Source organism: Enterococcus hulanensis, from assembly GCF_005405485.1.
Taxonomy (GTDB): domain Bacteria; phylum Bacillota; class Bacilli; order Lactobacillales; family Enterococcaceae; genus Enterococcus_A; species Enterococcus_A hulanensis.
On the sequence record NZ_BJED01000015.1, the window covers coordinates 91,375 to 110,349 of the forward strand.

The window sequence follows — 18,975 nt, forward strand, 5'->3', positions numbered from 1 at the left end:
ATGATTATTAGAAAATTGATAGTTCGTGGAGATTCATATCAAAGAACTCTGGAATTTTCTGCAGGATTAAATATTATCAGAGGAGAAAAAACTTCTGGAAAGTCTTTGGTTCTTTCACTTATTGATTACTGTTTAGGAAAAGGGAGCAGTATTTCTTTAAAAGTACAGACCGAGTTAGATGCTAATGTGGATTTTATTTTTTTGGAAATAGAAATATCAGGAGAAATTTTTACAATTTCTAGAAGTATTAAAAAGGGAGTTTCAATTTTCTGGGTTTATTACTCTGAATATAAAGATATTGACGAGTATATACCAGAAAAATTTGATAAAAAGAAACTACAAAGTTTTTTAATGGACAAACTTGGGGCTATTGAATTTACAAAAACTAAAAACAAAGCTAGAACGAATAGATTAACTACTGAAACTATTTCTTTTAGAGATATCTATAGGTACTGTTTTGTTAATCAGCATGATCTAGGGACGCACAACTTTCTTTCCCATAATGAACCGATGAAACGATATAAAAATCCTATTTGCTTTGAAATGATATTTGATCTAATTGATTACTCTCAAAATAATATTCAAACCGAAATAGTTAAAATTCAAAATCGTATTGAAGACTATAGAAAGAGTAAAGAGAATCTAGAAGGCTATTTAAAACAAAGAGGAAATTCAAATTTTGTAGAACTTTTAGATCAGATAGAGAATCTAGATGAGCAAATTGAAAAATTGCAAAAAAGAAAAAATGAGATTGTTCAAAGACAAAGTGAAAATCAAGAAGTTGTAAAAAGTAATAGAGACTACGTAGTTTTAAATAACGAGATACGAGAATTGGAAAACGAAATTCAATCATTTAAGAAAAGAGTAAATGAATTACAATTAGGTGTAAATAGTAATCAAATACTTTTAAAAGACTATGCTCTAGAAGAGAAAGATATCAAAACTACTGAAGAAATAAATTACAAACTGAGGATAAATGAGCATGAGTTAACATGCCCATTGTGCAATTCTAAAATAAAAAATAGTTTTCATGAAGAAAAAATTGAGAAACAATCCAAGAATAATTTTAAAACTATTATGAAGGATATAGAAAATAAGATAAGCATGGTGGAAGGGGTAATAGAAACTAGCAACATAAAAATTTTAGATTTAAAAAAGCTGATTGATAAAAAGAATAGAAAAAAAGAAATTTTATTATTAGCTCTAGAGGAATTTGCTAAGGATATACAAACTCCCTTTTTGCCAGAACTAAATAGTATTAATGTAAATATAAATAACTATGATAAAAATCGAGAGATATTGCTTGAAAGCAAGCGAGTTTTTAATAAAATAGATGAGTTAACCAAAAATATAGACGTTGAAGAAACAAAATTAATGAAATTAAAAGAAAAACTGAAAGGTATGGAAGAAAAAGGACGAAGAAAAGATTTAATCATTGAAACGCTGAATAAAAGCTATTTAGAAGACATGAAAAAAATGAAATATTCCGAATTACAGGGTTCTTTTATCGATCCTAAAGATTATATTCCGTACTATAAAAATGCTAGTGTTTATGAACAGGATAGTGGTGGCTTATTAGAATGTATGCAACTTTCCTATTTGAATGCCATCATTTCAAATAAAGAATCTAAGTTTCATCCTCAGATACTCCTACTCGATTCTATTAGTAAGTATTTTGGTACGAATAAGAATCAAGAAATTGAAGAAGGAGAAAAAATAAACGATCCAGAAGTATACTTAAACATATTTTACATGTTGCAGAAACTCTCTACTGAAGCCCAGGTAATTGTTGTTGAAAATACGCCACCAACTGAAATGATAGGTAACGTTAAGTACACATTTAGAAGTGGTAAACATGGATTTATTGATCAAAGTAAGAATGAGTTTCTTGAAGAAGAACAATAAGAGATGTTTTAGGTTAATTCAGAGGAAATTACATGGGATAGTTCCACTGATAAAAAAAGGATTATCATCTCAAAAAGGAGATTTCTATGAAAAAACTCACATTTCTATTTTTTATCCTATCCTCACCATTTTTTCTAGCTAGCTGCGGAAAAGACAATGGACAAAGTACCGAGTCTACTCACAGTCCTTCATCGGTGAAGGTCGAAGTGTCTTCGACAACAAAAAGTTCGAGTTCTTCTGAGGAAACGCAAGTGACTTCTAGTACCACTGCGCCGAGTTCATCTAGCCAATCAGAAGAAACGAATGAAGTAGATACGAAAAATTTAAGCGCTGCACAGGTTAAAGAATGGGTTGCTTCTATTTGGATTAAAAGAAAGAACATCGATCCATATAATGATCCTGATTTTGAAATTGAATTAGAAACTAGAGACGATGGTTTGCTGTATGCGACAGTAGAGATGACGACGCAACAGATTGATACATTAGATTCGTTTAGGATTAGCAGCGATGAATTTCTTGAAGAGTCAGGCTATTTCCAAAGTATGCCCGATAAAGGTTGGATCGTGGTTTCGAAAAAATATTTGGATACCAGTCTGGTCAATAAGGAAGGACAGGCATCATCTTCTACAGAAGGAAATACTGCATCGGATCACGAAAGAGCAAATATGATTAGAGATATTATGGAGAATAATCAAGAGCTGGATGCAGATGTTTTAGCTTCGATTCCAGATGAAGAAATACTAGAAGCAAACGCTGGCAATGCGACAAACAGTCAAATCGCACAAACAGCGGAAAACTTGATTAGACTGTATCCAGATTTGAGACCGTAGCATAATCTCTATATTTGAATAGCGATTCTTCGCGTGAAAAAGGAGCATGGAATGAACGATTCGTCATTTCATGCTCCTTTTTTAAATTATGCTCAAGTTCTTTTCTTTTAATCTTTTTCACGTTTCATTTCTTCGATGGGAATATTTGCCTTTTCGATTCGTTTGAGAAAAAGGTTCGCGCCTTCCATCATTCGGTCAACGAAGAAGGCTTTTCTGTGTCTGCCATTGACATATACTTTCCAGCCGCCGCGTGTTTCTTTGCAGTGGGTGATCTCTGAAAATAAGAACTGCTTTTTAAAGACAAATAATTTGATGGCTTCGATGTTGTCTCCATCTACTTGGACTTCCCACATGCCAGCGATAGGTAAGATCATCAGCAGCAGACCCGGAGAAGCAGCAATAAAAAATGCCAAAATATAAAAAAGTCTTAGCTGGTCAGTTAGTTCGCTCCATATCAAAACTCCGCCCATCACTCCGGCTTCGACGGCACCAAAAATAAAATAAGACCTAGGCGTCCGAATCGTGAATTTCTTTTGTCCTCGCTTAATACCTTTTTTCTTCGTATTGTTTTCTAAAAATGCTAGTACCACTCCAACGATGCACACCGTAATCAAACTTTTCATTACCCAATCACCTTCCTTATGCAATGATACGCTTTAACATTTTCCCATGTCTCCAATAATACCGCTCATTGCTCCTTTTCGAACTATGCAAAATTTCTTTTCTTTGGCGTGTATTCAGATCATCTTTTAATCTTTTTCACGTTTCATTTCTTCGATGGGAATATTTGCCTTTTCGATTCGTTTGAGAAAAAGATTTGCGCCTTCCATCATTCGGTCAACGAAGAAGGCTTTTTTGCGTTTGCCATTGACATATACTTTCCAGCCGCCGCGTGTTTCTTTGCAGTGGGTGATCTCTGAAAATAAGAAGTGCTTTTTTAAGACAAATAATTTAATGGCTTCGATGTTGTCTCCATCTACTTGGACTTCCCACATGCCAGCGATAGGTAAGATCATCAGCAGCAGACCCGGAAGGGCACCAAGAAATAATACTATAATATAAAAAATATTTAGTTGGTTAGTTAGTTCGCCCCATATTAAAATTCCGCCGACCATTCCGGCTTCGACGACACCAAAAATAAAATAAGACCTAGGTGTTCGAATCGTGAATTTCTTTTGTCCTCGCTTGATGCCTTTTTTCTTCGTATTGTTTTCTAAAAGTGCCAGTACCACCCCAACGATGCACACCGTAATCAAACTTTTCATTAATCAATCACCCTCCTTGTGCAATGATACGCTTCAACATTTTTCCATGACTCGAAACAAAGCCGCTCATTTTTCTAGTTTGCTTAATAATACCAATTTTAAAGCATGGGGGATGCGGTGTCTATTGGAATTGAGGTTCTCCGCTTCGAATAGATAGACCAATAGTTGATAATTGCCAAGAGGCCTTTTTTTATTGGTTATTTGAACGTGTCTTTCATTAAGTTTAAAAGCCGTGGGGAATAGTGATTTGGTATAATGTTATGAAAAGACTATGAACGGAAAGTTGACTAATAGCCGGATGTGCACAATGTGTAAAAAAACGATAGAGGAGGGTGAGCGTTGAGAATCGCCATATGTGATGACGAACAAACAGTGAATGCGGTGCTTCAAAAACTGGTCGCTGAAGTCGTAGCCGAGCTGGGTTACCAGTGTGAGATAGGGCTATATTCTTCTGGCGACGCGCTTTTACAAACGTTAGAGGTGCATCCTCGGCAATTTCAGATTTATCTTTTGGATATTGAAATGGCTGGAACGAATGGACTGGAGACAGCAAGGCGAATACGAGAACAGGATGCGGATGCCATCCTTATTTTTGTCACAGGGCATCGTGAGTTGATGCCAGAGGCGTTTCGTGTCTTGGCATTTCAGTATATTGTAAAGCCCTTTGAGCAAGAATCGGTGAAGGGTATCTTTTTGTCAGCGGTGCGGCTGTTGGAGAAACACCGTACAATCTACACTTATACTATTCGCAAAAAGAAACACAGTCTGTTTTTATCCCAAATAGAAAGTATAGAAAGCCAAGGAAGAAAGCTGATTATCCACACCACGGACGGGCAGCAAATTGAATATTACGGCAGGATGAAGGATGCGGTAGAGAAAGCTGCTGGTCTTACCTTCGTGCAGCCACATAGATCTTACCTTATTAATCTGGAGCAGGTTAAGAATCTGGAAAGCTGGCTGATTGAGATGCGCAGCGGTGCTAAAATTTCGATCAGCAATCTTCATCATGATACCTTTCATGCGGCGTATCGTCGATTTGTTTTGGCGCGTACAGGCGGGGTGCGGCTATGATCAGTATCTTGATTCTAGTCATTCACGAAATCTTGACTGTAAGTGTAGGGTACCTGTTTCATGGACTATATCTTGAGAAAAAAAGAGGCTGGAGCAGTTCTAGGGTGGTAGGGTTGCTATTGGCTGCCGGCATTCTTTGGTCATTGCTTAGCGAGCTGGTGGAGTCAGCTTTTCCGCTGAACACGATTGCATTTGCTTTAGGAAGCATCTTTAAAGCGGCACTTTGTTTTTTCATCGTGACGCTTCCGTATGCAGGAAAACTGTCTAAACGCTGCTTTTTGACACTCTTTCTGATCGCGCTTTCCACTATGGCTGAAGCGATCTCGATGACGCTTTTTTTGTGGTGGAAGCAGCTGGACTCCATCCTAAGTGTCAAACCTGTGGAAGCGTACGCCGTCAATTGGATGCTGCTTTTGTTGATGTACGGACTCGTAGTCATCATTAAAAGGGTGCGCAAAAATAAAGGCTTTATCACAAAGCCCTTAAGTCTGTATGCACTGGAGTCGCTGGTTCCGCTGCTGAGTCTACTGTTGCTTTTTCTGGGGTTCAAGTATCTGGAAAGGACTGGATTACTGGTCATCGCACTGATCATTGTTGTTATGGATGTAGCCGCTTTTTTCTTTTTTGAAAGGATAGAGCAGTATTACGCTCAAAATCAGAGCTATGCCTTACGAGAGCAGCAGAACCAAATGCGGGAGGATTATTATCAGCAGGTTGAAGCACATCAGAAGGAAATTCGCATCATGAAGCACGATATGCAAAATCAGTTGATTGCGCTTGACGGGCTGCTGCGGACAGGCAACTTAGAAAAAGCGGAGAAGAATGTGCAGCAGTTGGTTGCCCGGCTAGCTGCGGATACCCAGTATGATTTTACGGCGCATCCTGCGATCAATGCTTTGTTGGGAGCCAAGTACAAGCAGGCGCGGGAGAACAATATTCTGTGCGACTTTGATGTGAAGCTGCCGGAGGATGTACAGATGAACGGCAGTGATTTGGTTGCTGCTTTGGGGAACATTCTGGACAACGCCATCGAAGCCTGTCAGCACTGCACCAATAAGCGGTATATCCGTTTGCGTGTGGTGTATTACAATGCATCGTTGATTGTGAACTGTGAAAACAGTACTGACGGGAAGCATGTTGATCTGCAAACGAGAAAAAAAGCCCCTGCCAACCACGGTCTTGGTCTGGAAAGCGTCCGTTCCATCGTAAATAGTTATCGCGGTGATCTGCAAAGTCAGTATACTGATCAACACTTTCAAATTGAGTTTACGTTGTTTGAATAAGAATCCAAGCGGGCGAAAAATAGTTATGACGAGAAACCACCCTGTTTAATACATTGTAGCGGGTATCACCTTGTAACGCTCTATCCTAGCAGGTAGAATTGTTCTCACAAGTTGGCTGAAGCGGCTATCTAGCATCCTCTCATGGAGGAAGCTCCGCAAATAATGTTAAACAGGAAGGAAAAACTATTCCAATGAAAGTGTTATCCGTATTCTTGCAGATTGTCGCATTCCCGGCAGCAATTTTTGTCGTATCATTTTTGCTCCATCGTTTGGTAAGTAAAAAAGGAACAGTACTTCATACGCTCACAGCCGCCATTGATTTTTCTGTGGCTGGTTATCTGATTGGCGGGCTCGCACTATTTCCACTCTACTTTCTATTTCAACCGGTCAAGATTGATGGGATCACTTATTTGCTTGGTCCGAATCTTTGGGCCTATTGGCTTGTTTCTTTTATTGTGGTAACACCGCTGGTTATCGGGTGGTGTTCGTATTTTTTCTATTTCAAAGAGGTTGCCTACAGAAACATTTATCTGAACGCTATTTTTATCGGACTGTTTCAAGTGCCATTAGGCTGGATTATGGAAATTATCATCTACGTATATTGGAGAAAGACAATCCCTACCATTTATGATTACTTTTTCGGGAAGAACTTTCCTTGGATCATGATTAACTGGGTAATTGGCGCTATCGTTCCTTTAGCGGTAGCCTATTTGCTGAAAAAGGGAAAAATAGGAAAGCATCCACGTAAAATAAGGACGTAAACAAGTGACAGGCATCATTTGAAAAATACAATCGGGCGGAGCGAATTCAATTCGCCCGCTTTTTTTGTTATCCGGCTAAACATTCAAGGTGACGAAAGTTCTGCTTTGCAAGTTGTCGTCTATTCTTCATCCCACCGCACAAAATTAAAATCCCCTGAGTATTTCCTTTGACAGGAGTTTCTCGCTGTGGTAAATTTTTAAAAACATTACGACCGTTCTAAATTTTGGGGAGGCAGAGACATGACATTCGGCAAACAATTCGCAACTAAATCTTGCTGTTGTTGTATGGTGCTAAAAAGCAGCATACCATTTTGTCGTGTCTATTAACTGCCCAACATTCGCTTATTTTTGATACTGCCCGCTTCGGGGATTTTCTGGTATCGACATAGTGGAAGCTCAAGGTGCTGATTAATAGTCAGCACCTTTTTTGTTACCCAAAAATCTGATAACTATTTGAACGGCGTAGTTGAATGAGAAGGAAATACCCATTTTTCGAAATAAATCCTTAAGTACAAGATAGGAGTACAACCATGATTATAGATTCGATTCAGGCGGCGATCGGGCATACTCCGCTGCTGCGTTTTACCCATCAGCATTTCACGGAAATTCCCGAGGGATCGGCGATCTATGCGAAGCTGGAATATTTGAATCCAGGCGGCAGTATCAAGGACCGGTTAGGCGTTTATCTGATTGATGAAGGTCTTGAACAAGGCAGGATCAAGGAGGGCACGACCATTATTGAGCCGACTGCTGGGAATACTGGGATCGGTGTCGCGCTTGCGGCATTGGGGGCGGGCTTGCCGACGATCTTTGTGGTTCCAGAAAAGTTCAGTATGGAAAAGCAGGCGTTGATGAAGGCATTGGGTGCAAAGATTGTTCACACGCCGACTGATGAAGGGATCAGCGGTGCGATCGCGGAGGCGAAAAGGCTCCATGAGGAAATCGCCGACAGCTATTTGCCGTTGCAGTTTGAAAATCCAGCCAATCCAGAGGCGTATTATCGGACATTGGCTCCTGAGCTGGTGGCGGATCTTGGAACGGAGATCACGAGTTTTGTGGCGGGGATTGGCAGCGGCGGAACCTTCAGCGGTGTGGCTCGTTATCTGCTGGAAAGAAATCCGGCGATCCGTTTGATCGGGGTGGAACCTGAAGGCTCGATCCTAAATGGCGGTGTGAGTCATGGTCATGAGATCGAAGGCATTGGTGTGGAATTTATTCCTGCTTTTCTTGAAGGATTGCCGATCAGCGGTTTTACGACGGTCAGTGATACGGCTGGTTTTGCGATGACTCGGCGGCTGGCGAAGGAGCATGGTGTTTTGATCGGCAGTTCGTCGGGTGCGGCGATGGTGGCTGCCCTTGCGGAGATTGCCAAGCTGCCTGCGGGAAGTCGGGTCGTAACGGTTTTCCCAGATGCGGGGGATCGCTACTTATCAAAGGAAATTTATTCGCGGGAGGAGTATTGAGGCATTCTCCAGCTTGCCAAGTTATGGAATTTATAGGTTGGCAAAAATAAATGCGGGCATCATCGCACGTCTTCATCTAAAAAATGAAGCTTTGCGAGCGTATTTATAAAAGCAATACAGAAGGTTACGTTCTGCGGCGGTCTTACTAACAGGAGCGGACCGTCGCGGAAAAAATAATGGAGGCGAACGAAGATGAAAATGAATGTAGAAAGCTTCAACCTCGATCACACGAAGGTGCAGGCACCGTATATTCGCGTGGCGGACAAGAAAACAGGAGCGAACGGCGATTTGATCGTGAAATACGATGTTCGGTTAAAGCAGCCGAACCAAGCCTATATGGAAATGGCGGCGTTGCACTCGCTGGAGCATTTGACGGCGGAATTGATTCGCAACCATGCGGATTACATCGTGGACTGGTCCCCGATGGGCTGCCAGACAGGCTTTTACCTGACCGTCTTAAACCATGACGACATCGAAGCAATCATGGATGTGGTGGAGCTGACAATGAAGGACGTATTACAAGCAACCGAAGTTCCCGCAAGCAATCCAGTTCAATGCGGCTGGGCGGCGAACCACACATTGGAAGGCGCGCAAGCATTAGCAGAAGAATTTTTAAACAAACGCGACGAATGGGATACGATCTTCGCGGCGGAAGAATAGATTATCAGGAGCCAACTCAAAGAAGAGTCGGCTTTTTCTTTTTCCAATAGACCTGCTGGAAATGCTGCTACACCAACAATGCTTGTAACTCTTGCTTGTCTTTTTTAGGAAGCTTTGGTACGTTGCTTGTAACTTAACTTTTCGACAAGTAAGTTTGATTTAGGGGGATGAAGTATTGCTAGGAGAAAAATTAAAGACACAACGAATGAGCTTGGGATTGACCCAACAGGAGGTCGCCGATCATTTGCATGTATCGCGACAGACGATCTCGAACTGGGAGGTGGGCAGGAACTTTCCCGACATTCCGATGATTATTTCCATCAGCGATTATTACGGCATCTCCTTAGATGAATTGTTGAAGGGGGATGAAGGACTTATGGATAAGATGAAGAAGGACGCAGAGCTGGTCAAACGGACCAAGCGGCGGAAGGTGTTTGATGGCGTGTTTGTCGGCTTATTGGTGCTGACGGTTGCATTTGCTTTTGTGGTGACTCGGATACCTAAGATTGCCGATCAAAAGCTGTGGCCGATGTTGATCGTAGGGATCGTGTTTCTCTTTTCGATGGTGCGCTTCTTTCTGATTATTCCGAAAGAAGATGCTACCAGCGGAATGCAGGCGCCGTTGATCATTCCGAAATCGTTTGGTGTCGGCTGGGCGATCAATCCGTACCATCCATTAGGAAAGGTTCTGTTGATCGGTATTTTTGTTGCACTTGAAGTGATGATTTATTTGGGTTAAATAGGAAAAGCTTTGCGACATGAAACACAATAAAAATCAATAGATAAAAACTTTCAAATGATTGATTTCGATTATTTTCTCAAAAATATACTGCTAAAAGAATAAAAATAAAGCTCCTATTAAAGAGTAATTACATTTTATGATGATTTTTAAGTTAAAATAATCTTGACAAAGTTAGTGTTTACTAGTATATATAAATAAACTAGTGAGCGCTAGTTTATATATTAGTTAACTTTCAGTGTAAATATAAAATGAAAATAATTTGTATGGAAAAGCGCGAATGAATGAAGCGACAGCGCATCATTTTAAGGAAGGTTTGATCGGCGTAAGAGGAGCTTTTTCTTATGTCTTCATTTTTAGATTGAACAAGATTTTTAAAAAAAGGGAGGAATCAGGTAATGACAAAAGTATTGCTGCTGAGTAAAAATCATACGATTGAACCTAATCTTGAGAATATTTTGCAACGAGTGAATGCCGAATTTTATTGCTCTTCAAGTTTATTTTATCAAGCGAAGGAACACATTCAGGTGATCCAATATTTTTCACTGGTGATTATTTGCGATACGATTTCCAACGTTGAACTAACCCAATACATCAAGGGAATCAAGGACTGCGGTATCCCGCTTTTCAGAATGGGAAACAAAAGTCAGATCGGCGCGACAGAATTTGCTTGGCTGGATAATGATATCGACTATTGGATCGAACCAGGCGACAGTGATTCTGAGATCATCGACAAGATCGCCCGCGCGAGCTTTTACAAGAAGCAATCCGTGCAGCCGGCTAAGGAAGAAGGTTTTTCGGGTCAGAATTATTCGAACTTTATCAACCGTCTTTCAAAAAGAGAGCTGCAGCTGCTGGTCTATCTTTATGAAGCGAATGGCGACACAGTGGCTAGAGAGATCCTCTGCCAAAAAATGTGGCAGAAGAAAATGTCTCACGCGGGCTTTTCTAATCTGTCTGCCATCGCGAAACGTCTGAAGCTGAAAATGTTAGCGGCCGGCATCGATACAGAAGGTATGGGCTCTAGCTGGGGGCAAGGCTATTTTCTTCAGGCACCATTTCTGCAATTTCTGAAGAACAATGATTTCGATAAGTATTTAACGATCATTTCTCAGACTGTTGAAACACAATGTGAAGTAACAACGCAAACCGAAAACTAAATTCAAAGGAGCGAACACATGAAAAAGTTAGGTATGAAGTTGGTTGTTTTATTGTTTTGCTGCAACATCGTTTTAGGCGGAGGAGCTTCGGCATTAAGTGCGTATGCAGCTGAGGACAACACGAGTCGAGCGAGCGAAGCGGTCGAAACGTGGATGCCTGATCCAAATCTAAGAAAAGCGGTCGCCTATTATTTGGGAGAGATCGATCCCAGTCAGATAACCAAAGAGGCGATGGCGAGTTTGAATATGCTTACCTTCGACCAATACACCTTAGATATTCCGGAAGGGACGGTCATTGATTTTACAGGACTGGAATATGCCGGTGAGCTACTGACTCTTGATACGACCTATATCGTTGCTGAAAATGTTCCAACGATCAAAGTAGCAGCAGATTCGTTTGTGTATGTGATGCCAAATGTATTAAAGCAACTGGAAAATTCAGGTAATGTTGCACAGCTGCAAATTGGCAATCGCAACGACGATGGTGTTCCGGCTAGTGAGCTTGTTGGTTTAGGAGAGTATATCCATCGTTTAAATCCTACAAACTCTTTGCGAATCCTTTCTAAAGACATGGCGGACTTTTCTTCGATCGGAATTCAGTCAGAAGCTTTAACTGAGCTTTGGTCCGCTGAATTTGTTACGCAATCAGAATTAACGCTGCCGAATTTAATGCTGGAAAAAGGTCATACTGGAGAGTTTCTCTACAAACAAGAGACACTCAAGGATTTCATGGGAAATTCGCTTCTTTCAAGCACGACACATTCATCACCACCAATGACTTGGTTTTTGAATGAGGATAAAGAACAAATCACGTATCCAATGGTTGATTACACCGAGGAAGGAATGGAGTTTGAGAGTATTCCTGATGAGGCGGCTTATGTTCGCGTTGAATTTATGAGACTTCCTACTCGTGCTGGTACGAGGGCATTAGAATATGGGGTTTATAGCTTGCGGGCTTTGATCCCGATCGTAAGATTCCAGCCTGGAGCTGATGTTACGGTGAAGTATCAGGATGAAGACGGGGAACAAGTTGCTGACGAAGAGCTCTTGACGGGAAATGTTGGAGACACGTATGTTTCCGAACAAAAGATTGTTGACGGCTATACCTTCAAAGAAGTCCAAGGCGAACCAACCGGACTGTTTACCGATCAGCCTAAAACAGTCACTTATATCTACACGAAGAACCCTGAACAAGCAGGAGACGTGACAGTAAAATATCAAGACACAGCAGGAGAAACGATTGCTGACGATGTGCTTTTGACAGGAAATATCGGCGACACGTATGTTTCCGAACAAAAGACGATTGACGGCTATACGTTTAAAGAAGTCCAAGGCGATCCAACTGGCCCATTCACGAATCAACCGCAAACAGTCACTTACGTGTATAAGAAAGACACTTCAGCCGAAACTGCGAAAGTCACGGTAAACTATCAGGATGAAGCTGGAAAAGCGCTCGCTGATACTATTACACTGACAGGTGAAGTAGGCGGAAAATACACCTCTGAACAAAAGGAAATTGCTGGCTACACCTTCAAAGAAGTACGGGGAAATGCAGCCGGCACCTTTACCGCGCAGCCGCAGGAAGTCACCTACGTCTATACCAAGGCAACAGTGAAGACCAAAGCTTCGACGGTGACAGCCAAATATCAAGACGAAGACGGCAAGAGCATTTCCGAGGATGTCGTATTAACTGGAAATATCGGAGCAGACTACAAGACAGAGCAAAAAACAATTGACGGCTACGACTTCAAGGAAGTAAAAGGAACCGCCGCCGGAAAATTCACGGACAAAGCACAGCAGGTAGTCTATATATATAAGAAGAAACTCGCTGCTGCTGACGATCCAACGGATACGAATGGCACGACGACCAACGTCCATTCCGTTACCAGCATCTACGGCTGGCAGGGAAAAATCCTCCCTAAAACTGGGGAAGAAACAAAGCTTTCTCACGTCATGACTTTAGCGGGAATCACGTTGATTTTCGGATTAGGAAGTTATCTATTTGTACTAAAAAGAAGAAAAAGCTAATTAAAAAGGAAGCCGCGACAAATTTGTCGGGCTTCTTTTGCTTTACTTAGGATCAACGCGGTAGAGCTGGTCGAATTGTTGGATATGGTTTTCTAAATAGGTGAGGTTCTCCTGAACCAGATCGGGGCGGATGTCACAGCGCCGAATAAGAAAGTGCATCGGTGCATAAAAGTGCATAGCGGTAGTGTAGGGGTCCGCCTTAATAAAGGTTCCTTGCTGGATCAACTCGTTAAACAGGGAAGTCAGGTAGTGCATGGGGGAATCAAAGAACAATTCGTTGTATAGATCGCCGGCGAATTTTTGGATATGCTGTTCAGAAACAAGCAGCTTTCTGATTTTGGCCGCCGTTTCATCCGTTAAATAGAAGATAAACGCATCAACAAACATTTCTGTCAGGTCCTCTGCCGATATATCTACATACAAGCCTTCCGTCTCAAGGGCCAATGGCAAAAGATAGGTATCGTTCGCCTCATTTAAAATCTCAGCCGCCTCAATCAAGATCGTATCGAAGATTTCTTGCTTGCTCTTATAGTGGTTGTAAAGCGAGCTGTCCTTGATGCCTACAGCTTGCGCGATCTCTTTTACGGATACACCGTCATAACCATGCTCAGAAAAGAGCGTTAAAGCCTCTTGCCAGATCCGTTCTTTCGTATTCTTTATAATCGTTGCCTCCTTTGACAGCTTTTCCATAAATTAATTATTACAAAAAAACTTAGTTCGCTGAATATTCAATAATCGCGTGGTATTTGATGTCGTATATACAAGATTATAAATACATTTAGTATCATATATACTAATAAAATTTTGCATTGTCAATGGTTAGCGGGTGTGAGTATAAACGATTAATTAGGTGGAGTGTAATAATTTGCGGCTGTCGTGGCGGACAAAACAAAAAAGCATGGAGTGAACGAACTCACGTCATTCCATGCTTTGGATTTATTAGCTTTCTGGATAGAGATTCGCTTCGATCTCCGCCCGCTGATCCGCTAAAAACGGCGGCAGGACAAAATTTGTGCCTAAGCTTTCTAAGGATTCATCGATCGTAAAGCCGGGAGTAAGCGTAGCGAATTCCATCCGATTCCCGCCAGGCTCACGAATATAAAGGCTCTTAAAGTACTCGCGGGAAACCATTTTTTCGATCTGCCAGCCTTGTTTCTCGGCGCGACGATAAAGCTCATCCAGCGCCGCATCATCCGCGACCGCAAAGGCGATGTGATCCACACTGCCTCGCCCCATATGCGTAGGCTCATCCGAATCAGTCGGCAAAATCTCAAGAAAGTCCGTATTATTTAACTGAATACGTCGATCAATCGTTGACCAACCCAGAAAATGTTCAAAAAATTCGCTCGTTGCCTGCGGCTCCTTCACATGAATCTGGCTAGAATTCAAGCCTAAAATCTGTTTATCCGCGGGAATCTCATTTTCGACCTGCTGCTCTGGCGCTAACGGCGGCAAATCCGTTTCTGTCAAAACAACCGCCACCTGATCCGCATCAAAGAAGTGTAATTGCCGTCCATTGATCGTATAGTCGACCTGATAACGAGCCAAGCGCTCTTGCCAATAAGCCAAACTATTTTGCGGCAGCTTCAAACCGATCGTCGCGATAAAATTCCGATTCTCATAGCGATGTCCCAAATGCGGCACGATAAAAAACGTCACGACACTGCCAGGCGAACCTTGATAATCACCATAATAGTAATGAAGCATCCGATGATTCTCCTGATTGACCGTGTTTTTAACAAATCGCAGCCCTAAAATTTCGGTATAGAAGCGCACATTTTCCTGCCAATCTTTGGTTAGTAATGAAATGTGGTGAAATGCTGCCATGAGAATCCCTCGCTTTTTACTTACTTTTGATAAGTATAAATGGAAAGACTTTTTTAGACAAGCCAAGCGACTTTGCATCGAAAAGGAATATTCTTTATAACTCTTTTTGAAGCAGGGGCTTACGTTTCTTTTAACAAGCTTATCGCTGCCTCTATTTTTTGAATGTCGATTCCTCTTAATTCTTGGTCTTCTTTTAAGGGAAGCCAGTGCTGCTTATACCCGCCAAATGATTCTGCAAATAGGGCGTGTTCACGCAGCTCTGGTTTAAAGACTTTATTGAGAATTTCCTCGACTGATTTAGGTTTTCCATTACAAATAAAAAGCGCCAACTCTTTTGTCAGCAGCACCGCCAAATTTTCTTTCAAAAAATCCCTCATTGGTTTATAGATGGTATTATTTTTCACACCAGCGCCTAAAATAATTCTGTCGTAGTCCTGTAAATTAAAGGAGTCTGTTTCTAGGTTATAGAGATCGCAAGCAGGAAGCTCCTTTTGGATAAGTTTTGCACATTCGAAGCTTGCACCGCTGTTGGTCGCATACACAATAATTGTTTTCAAGCTGAATCCTTTCTAAGCCCCGCTTTGCTATTTTCAAGAAGATTTGATAAGATAAAAAAAGTTTATCTCTTTTGAAGAGTATCTTGATAAACGAGATAAAATCAGTATAGGATGGAGAATTGATAATGTCAATAAATCAACAACCAGACGACTATCAAGAATTTACGAAAACACTTAGAAAGTTCGGTGTGAAGAACATTTTAAATCAGCAGCAAATCGCCTCTGCACTTCATATTTCCAACTATGATTTTATTACGATTCAGATATTGGAGGAGACAGGAGCAATCACAGCAGGGGAGCTTGCCAAACGCACTAGTTTATCGACCGGATCAGTCACCGCATTAATTGACCGTTTGGAAAAGGCGAACTTCGTCAAAAGAGAGCTGGACACTAAAGACCGACGGAAGGTGAATATCGTTCCGATCTATGACGAACGTAAAGATGTTCAGACACTTTATGAACCTCTGAATGAATCAATGTTAGCGCTGATCCAATCCTATGATGAAACAACCAGAGCTCAGATCATTGATTTTTTGTCAAAAGCAAGCGATGTGTTAGAAGAATCCAAGCAGCAGGTAAAAGATCTGAAGCTTTAGTCCGATCGTTAGTGTAGGGTAGCAACGTGACCTAAATAATAGATCGTATAATTCAAAGAGCTGGCTTCCCTTGTTGAACAAGAGGAAGCCAGCTCTTTCTCGCTTAAAAAAAATTCATGAGGAACTGGAAACCGTAGAATCAATTTATTGGAATATAGATATCGGTAAAGCTCCTATCCTTAAAATTTTTCGGCGGTTCAGTTACAAATAGTTCGAAAGGTACAGCATCGCGCGCCTTTTTTTCGTCTTTAAAGAGCCATTCTTGATACATGTATTGCCAAGCATCCCCGTATTCTTTTGCGGATAATTCAAAATGCCCCACTCCGAACTTGCCTGAGATACTAGACAAACAGATATTGCCGCGCTCTTCTACTACTGCATCGTTTGGGATAGTCATGGCTACACTTGTCCGCAGGTTCTTCTCATCTGTAATAAATGGATTATCATCGTAGATTGTTAGTACCTTGGTTTTATTTGGGATGATGAGATTATTTTCTGTTGCGAATTGAAAAAGTTCGTTAAACAGTTTTCGGCTTTGCTTCCTGAATTCCGCGTAGCTTCCTCTGAAACGAATATAGATGATTCTCAAGTCATCTAAGCTTTCTGTTGTAATACTTGTAGGTTCAATCATTTTTACGCCCTCCATCTTCGTTAAGAATAACTCCATTATTTCATGCTTTTATTGAAACCTCTTGTCATTTCTTGCTGTTTCCGATAGTTTGAGGGGTTGATTCCGAAATGTTTTTTGAAAGCTCTGCTGAAAGAACTGGCATCGTTATACCCATATTTCAAAGCAATTTCGGTTAGTGAGATGGAGGAAGCGACAGATAGAAAAATAGCTGCACGCTCTAACTTGAATCTTGTTACAAATTCCTTCAATGTTTCGGAAGAATATTTTTTAAAGATTCGGTGGAAATGAAACGCTGAGAAGTGAGCGTTATTAGCTAGATCGCTTAAAGATATTGGCTCTGCGAGATGTCGTTCAATGTAATCTTCGGTTTTATTGATTAACCGTATATAGCTTTGTTCTGTTGACTCTTCCACAACCTTGCTCTCCTTTAAGTGATTTCTTTATTCCATTATAGAAGACTATCCTCCTTTTTCGAAATAAAAAAAGTTGGAAAGGATCGTTCTTCTTTTGTTTAGGTAAAGAAGATCATTTTTTTAACTTATTTAACGGATAACAGATTAATGATAAGCTGGAAATTTTACTTACAAATAGTAAGATGTTATGGTGAACTCAAGAAACTAATAGAGAGACTTCACTTGAGTTATCTCATTCAAGAGGATTTACCATGACAGTGATTATTCCAACCTTTCAATTAAACGCCGCTGCCCACATCGGACGAGTAGCCTTGAAAGTAGCAGACTTAGAAAAAATGACCCATTTTTACCAAGAAGTGATTGGCTTACAAATTTTAGACCAGACCGCAGCTCAAAGTACTTTAGGCATCGGCAATACAGTTTTACTAGAATTGCATAAAGTACAGAACCCTCTGCCGGTGACACCAAAAACAGGCTTGTACCATGTGGCTTTCTTATTGCCAAGTCGTAAGGATCTGGGCAATACCCTACGCCACTATTTACAAACCAACGCCCCTTTAATCGGCGCCAGCGATCACGGCTATAGTGAAGCCTTGTATCTCAATGATCCAGAGGGCAATGGCATCGAAGTCTACCATGACAAACCACGAAGCGAGTGGGATATTCGTGAAGATGGTGAGATCGTAGGTATCACACTTGAGATGGATGCAGAAGGAGTGGTTGCTGCGGGTGACGGTACTTGGGAAGGATTTCCAGTGGGGACGACGGTCGGACACGTTCACTTAAAAGTAGCCGATCTGCACCAAACAGAAAAATTTTTCACCGAAGTCTTAGGCTTATCCTTGAAAAATAATTTTGGGCATCAAGCCAAATTTTTTGCCACGGGGGATTACCATCATCACGTCGGGTCCAACATCTGGATGGGAAAAAATATTCCGGCGATGACAGAGCAGGACTTAGGATTAGATTATTTCAGCTTTTTAGTACCAGATCAAGCCGAGCTGGATCGTTTAGAAAATCACTGGAATAACCAGATAGAATATACCAAGGATGAGAGCGGCAGTTTATGGCTCGTTGATCCAAATGGAATTAAGCTGAAGTTTGAGAAATAGAAATAAGAGGCTGAGCCATTCCTACTAAATGAATGGCTCAGCCTCTGTTAGTTACCAACACGTGATCGATCATTTTGATAATGGTCGGCCGCGTTTATTTTGTACATGGGGAACATTTTGTTTTCCCGACACTTTATTTTTAGAGTGCTGCTGCGAGCGTTCGAACGCTCTTTTTTTCTTCTCATGAAGCAAATCCTCCAGCTTCGCCTTTGACTGTGTCATGAAGATTCCTCCTTTCAGTGAAATTTGCGATTAGCAATCCGTAATAAATCTCATCTGAATCAAATCCTTTCGTTGTTCTACCTTTAGTATAAAAGAGAAATCCGTAGACGGAGGAACGCTCTTTTATATAAAAAAAGAAAGAGCCTGAAGTCGGCTCTTTCTTAACATCGTTTTTTCATTGTGCGAATGATTCGCTGGATACTCTTGATATCCAAATAATAGCTGCCAGCCAGCTCACGCGTACTTTTTCCCATCTGATATTCCTGATAGATTTGTTGGTTTCGTCGCTGAAGCATTTCTTTACTAGCAGTTTTGCTGCCCCAGGGCAAGCGGTCCTTTGGTCTCTTTGGAATATAAAGGACGGTACCATTCACATATTTTTGGATCTCTTTTACGATTTCCTCTGGTAGAAGTTCGAATGCGTTTTGATAAGCCATTTCTTATCCTCCTAA

Annotated in this window: 21 protein-coding genes; 12 read left to right on the top strand and 9 right to left on the bottom strand. The window is 41.1% G+C overall.

Annotated features, from left to right (window positions below):
• Nucleotides 1–1,905: a hypothetical protein gene (locus FFR60_RS16160; protein WP_137664929.1), complete on the top strand. Its 1,905-nt coding sequence runs from the start codon at nucleotides 1–3 to the stop codon at nucleotides 1,903–1,905.
• An 86-nt stretch (nucleotides 1,906–1,991) separates the two neighbouring features.
• The gene (locus tag FFR60_RS16165) at nucleotides 1,992–2,735 is read left to right on the top strand and encodes a hypothetical protein (protein WP_137664930.1); all 744 of its coding nucleotides are present in this window, start codon (nucleotides 1,992–1,994) and stop codon (nucleotides 2,733–2,735) included.
• A gap of 107 nt (nucleotides 2,736–2,842) precedes the next feature.
• On the opposite strand, the gene FFR60_RS16170 is transcribed toward FFR60_RS16165, so the two are convergent.
• Both FFR60_RS16170 and FFR60_RS16175 read right to left on the bottom strand, forming a co-directional pair.
• Nucleotides 2,843–3,358, bottom strand: a complete 516-nt coding sequence (locus tag FFR60_RS16170) for a DUF6560 family protein (RefSeq protein ID WP_137664931.1) — start codon at nucleotides 3,356–3,358, stop codon at nucleotides 2,843–2,845.
• A gap of 126 nt (nucleotides 3,359–3,484) precedes the next feature.
• Complete coding sequence (locus FFR60_RS16175; protein WP_137664932.1) at nucleotides 3,485–4,000, bottom strand: DUF6560 family protein; 516 nt, start codon at nucleotides 3,998–4,000, stop codon at nucleotides 3,485–3,487.
• 339 nt (nucleotides 4,001–4,339) lie between these two features.
• Here FFR60_RS16175 and FFR60_RS16180 point away from each other — a divergent pair, with 339 nt between their 5' ends.
• From FFR60_RS16180 to FFR60_RS16220, 8 genes are all read left to right on the top strand, one after another.
• Entirely contained in the window at nucleotides 4,340–5,071 is a 732-nt protein-coding gene (locus FFR60_RS16180) for a LytR/AlgR family response regulator transcription factor (RefSeq protein WP_137664933.1), read from the top strand.
• Nucleotides 5,068–6,354, top strand: coding sequence for a sensor histidine kinase (locus tag FFR60_RS16185; protein ID WP_137664934.1), 1,287 nt, complete (start codon nucleotides 5,068–5,070; stop codon nucleotides 6,352–6,354). The genes FFR60_RS16180 and FFR60_RS16185 overlap by 4 nt, the downstream gene beginning before the upstream one ends.
• Nucleotides 6,355–6,545: 191 nt before the next feature.
• The gene (locus tag FFR60_RS16190; protein WP_137664935.1) at nucleotides 6,546–7,115 is read left to right on the top strand and encodes a hypothetical protein; all 570 of its coding nucleotides are present in this window, start codon (nucleotides 6,546–6,548) and stop codon (nucleotides 7,113–7,115) included.
• 530 nt (nucleotides 7,116–7,645) lie between these two features.
• Nucleotides 7,646–8,578 carry a PLP-dependent cysteine synthase family protein gene (locus tag FFR60_RS16195; protein WP_137664936.1) on the top strand — a complete coding sequence of 311 codons (933 nt, stop codon included), beginning with the start codon at nucleotides 7,646–7,648 and terminating at the stop codon, nucleotides 8,576–8,578.
• 192 nt (nucleotides 8,579–8,770) lie between these two features.
• Complete coding sequence (locus FFR60_RS16200) at nucleotides 8,771–9,238, top strand: S-ribosylhomocysteine lyase (RefSeq protein WP_137664937.1); 468 nt, start codon at nucleotides 8,771–8,773, stop codon at nucleotides 9,236–9,238.
• Nucleotides 9,239–9,413: 175 nt separating this feature from the next.
• Nucleotides 9,414–9,977, top strand: coding sequence for a helix-turn-helix domain-containing protein (locus FFR60_RS16205; protein WP_137664938.1), 564 nt, complete (start codon nucleotides 9,414–9,416; stop codon nucleotides 9,975–9,977).
• Nucleotides 9,978–10,375: 398 nt separating this feature from the next.
• A complete protein-coding gene (locus FFR60_RS16215; protein ID WP_137664939.1) occupies nucleotides 10,376–11,137 on the top strand; it encodes a winged helix-turn-helix domain-containing protein in 762 nt (253 codons plus the stop codon).
• A gap of 18 nt (nucleotides 11,138–11,155) precedes the next feature.
• Nucleotides 11,156–13,165: a MucBP domain-containing protein gene (locus FFR60_RS16220; RefSeq protein ID WP_137664940.1), complete on the top strand. Its 2,010-nt coding sequence runs from the start codon at nucleotides 11,156–11,158 to the stop codon at nucleotides 13,163–13,165.
• Between the two features lie 42 nt (nucleotides 13,166–13,207).
• Here FFR60_RS16220 and FFR60_RS16225 read toward each other — a convergent pair whose 3' ends face one another.
• The 3 genes from FFR60_RS16225 to FFR60_RS16235 all read right to left on the bottom strand — a co-directional run bounded on the left by FFR60_RS16225 (nucleotide 13,208) and on the right by FFR60_RS16235 (nucleotide 15,549).
• On the bottom strand, nucleotides 13,208–13,855 hold the full coding sequence (locus FFR60_RS16225; RefSeq protein ID WP_137664941.1) for a TetR/AcrR family transcriptional regulator: 648 nt from the start codon (nucleotides 13,853–13,855) through the stop codon (nucleotides 13,208–13,210).
• 249 nt (nucleotides 13,856–14,104) lie between these two features.
• Nucleotides 14,105–14,992 carry a VOC family protein gene (locus FFR60_RS16230; RefSeq protein ID WP_137664942.1) on the bottom strand — a complete coding sequence of 296 codons (888 nt, stop codon included), beginning with the start codon at nucleotides 14,990–14,992 and terminating at the stop codon, nucleotides 14,105–14,107.
• A gap of 119 nt (nucleotides 14,993–15,111) precedes the next feature.
• The gene (locus tag FFR60_RS16235; protein ID WP_088933765.1) at nucleotides 15,112–15,549 is read right to left on the bottom strand and encodes a flavodoxin domain-containing protein; all 438 of its coding nucleotides are present in this window, start codon (nucleotides 15,547–15,549) and stop codon (nucleotides 15,112–15,114) included.
• A gap of 125 nt (nucleotides 15,550–15,674) precedes the next feature.
• Here FFR60_RS16235 and FFR60_RS16240 point away from each other — a divergent pair, with 125 nt between their 5' ends.
• Nucleotides 15,675–16,145: a MarR family winged helix-turn-helix transcriptional regulator gene (locus FFR60_RS16240; protein WP_137664943.1), complete on the top strand. Its 471-nt coding sequence runs from the start codon at nucleotides 15,675–15,677 to the stop codon at nucleotides 16,143–16,145.
• A 139-nt stretch (nucleotides 16,146–16,284) separates the two neighbouring features.
• Here FFR60_RS16240 and FFR60_RS16245 read toward each other — a convergent pair whose 3' ends face one another.
• Nucleotides 16,285–16,776, bottom strand: coding sequence for an AraC family transcriptional regulator (locus FFR60_RS16245; protein WP_137664944.1), 492 nt, complete (start codon nucleotides 16,774–16,776; stop codon nucleotides 16,285–16,287).
• Between the two features lie 35 nt (nucleotides 16,777–16,811).
• Nucleotides 16,812–17,189 carry a helix-turn-helix domain-containing protein gene (locus tag FFR60_RS16250; RefSeq protein ID WP_088933762.1) on the bottom strand — a complete coding sequence of 126 codons (378 nt, stop codon included), beginning with the start codon at nucleotides 17,187–17,189 and terminating at the stop codon, nucleotides 16,812–16,814.
• 251 nt (nucleotides 17,190–17,440) lie between these two features.
• Between FFR60_RS16250 and FFR60_RS16255 the strand changes: the two genes are divergently transcribed.
• Nucleotides 17,441–18,301 (top strand): VOC family protein, encoded by an 861-nt coding sequence (locus FFR60_RS16255; RefSeq protein ID WP_137664945.1) that lies wholly within the window; start codon nucleotides 17,441–17,443, stop codon nucleotides 18,299–18,301.
• A 69-nt stretch (nucleotides 18,302–18,370) separates the two neighbouring features.
• On the opposite strand, the gene FFR60_RS16260 is transcribed toward FFR60_RS16255, so the two are convergent.
• Together FFR60_RS16260 and FFR60_RS16265 are read right to left on the bottom strand one after the other, a co-directional pair.
• Nucleotides 18,371–18,523, bottom strand: coding sequence for a hypothetical protein (locus FFR60_RS16260; RefSeq protein WP_171004957.1), 153 nt, complete (start codon nucleotides 18,521–18,523; stop codon nucleotides 18,371–18,373).
• A gap of 161 nt (nucleotides 18,524–18,684) precedes the next feature.
• Nucleotides 18,685–18,960 (bottom strand): CD3324 family protein, encoded by a 276-nt coding sequence (locus tag FFR60_RS16265; RefSeq protein ID WP_137664946.1) that lies wholly within the window; start codon nucleotides 18,958–18,960, stop codon nucleotides 18,685–18,687.
• Between the last annotated feature and the right edge of the window lie 15 nt (nucleotides 18,961–18,975).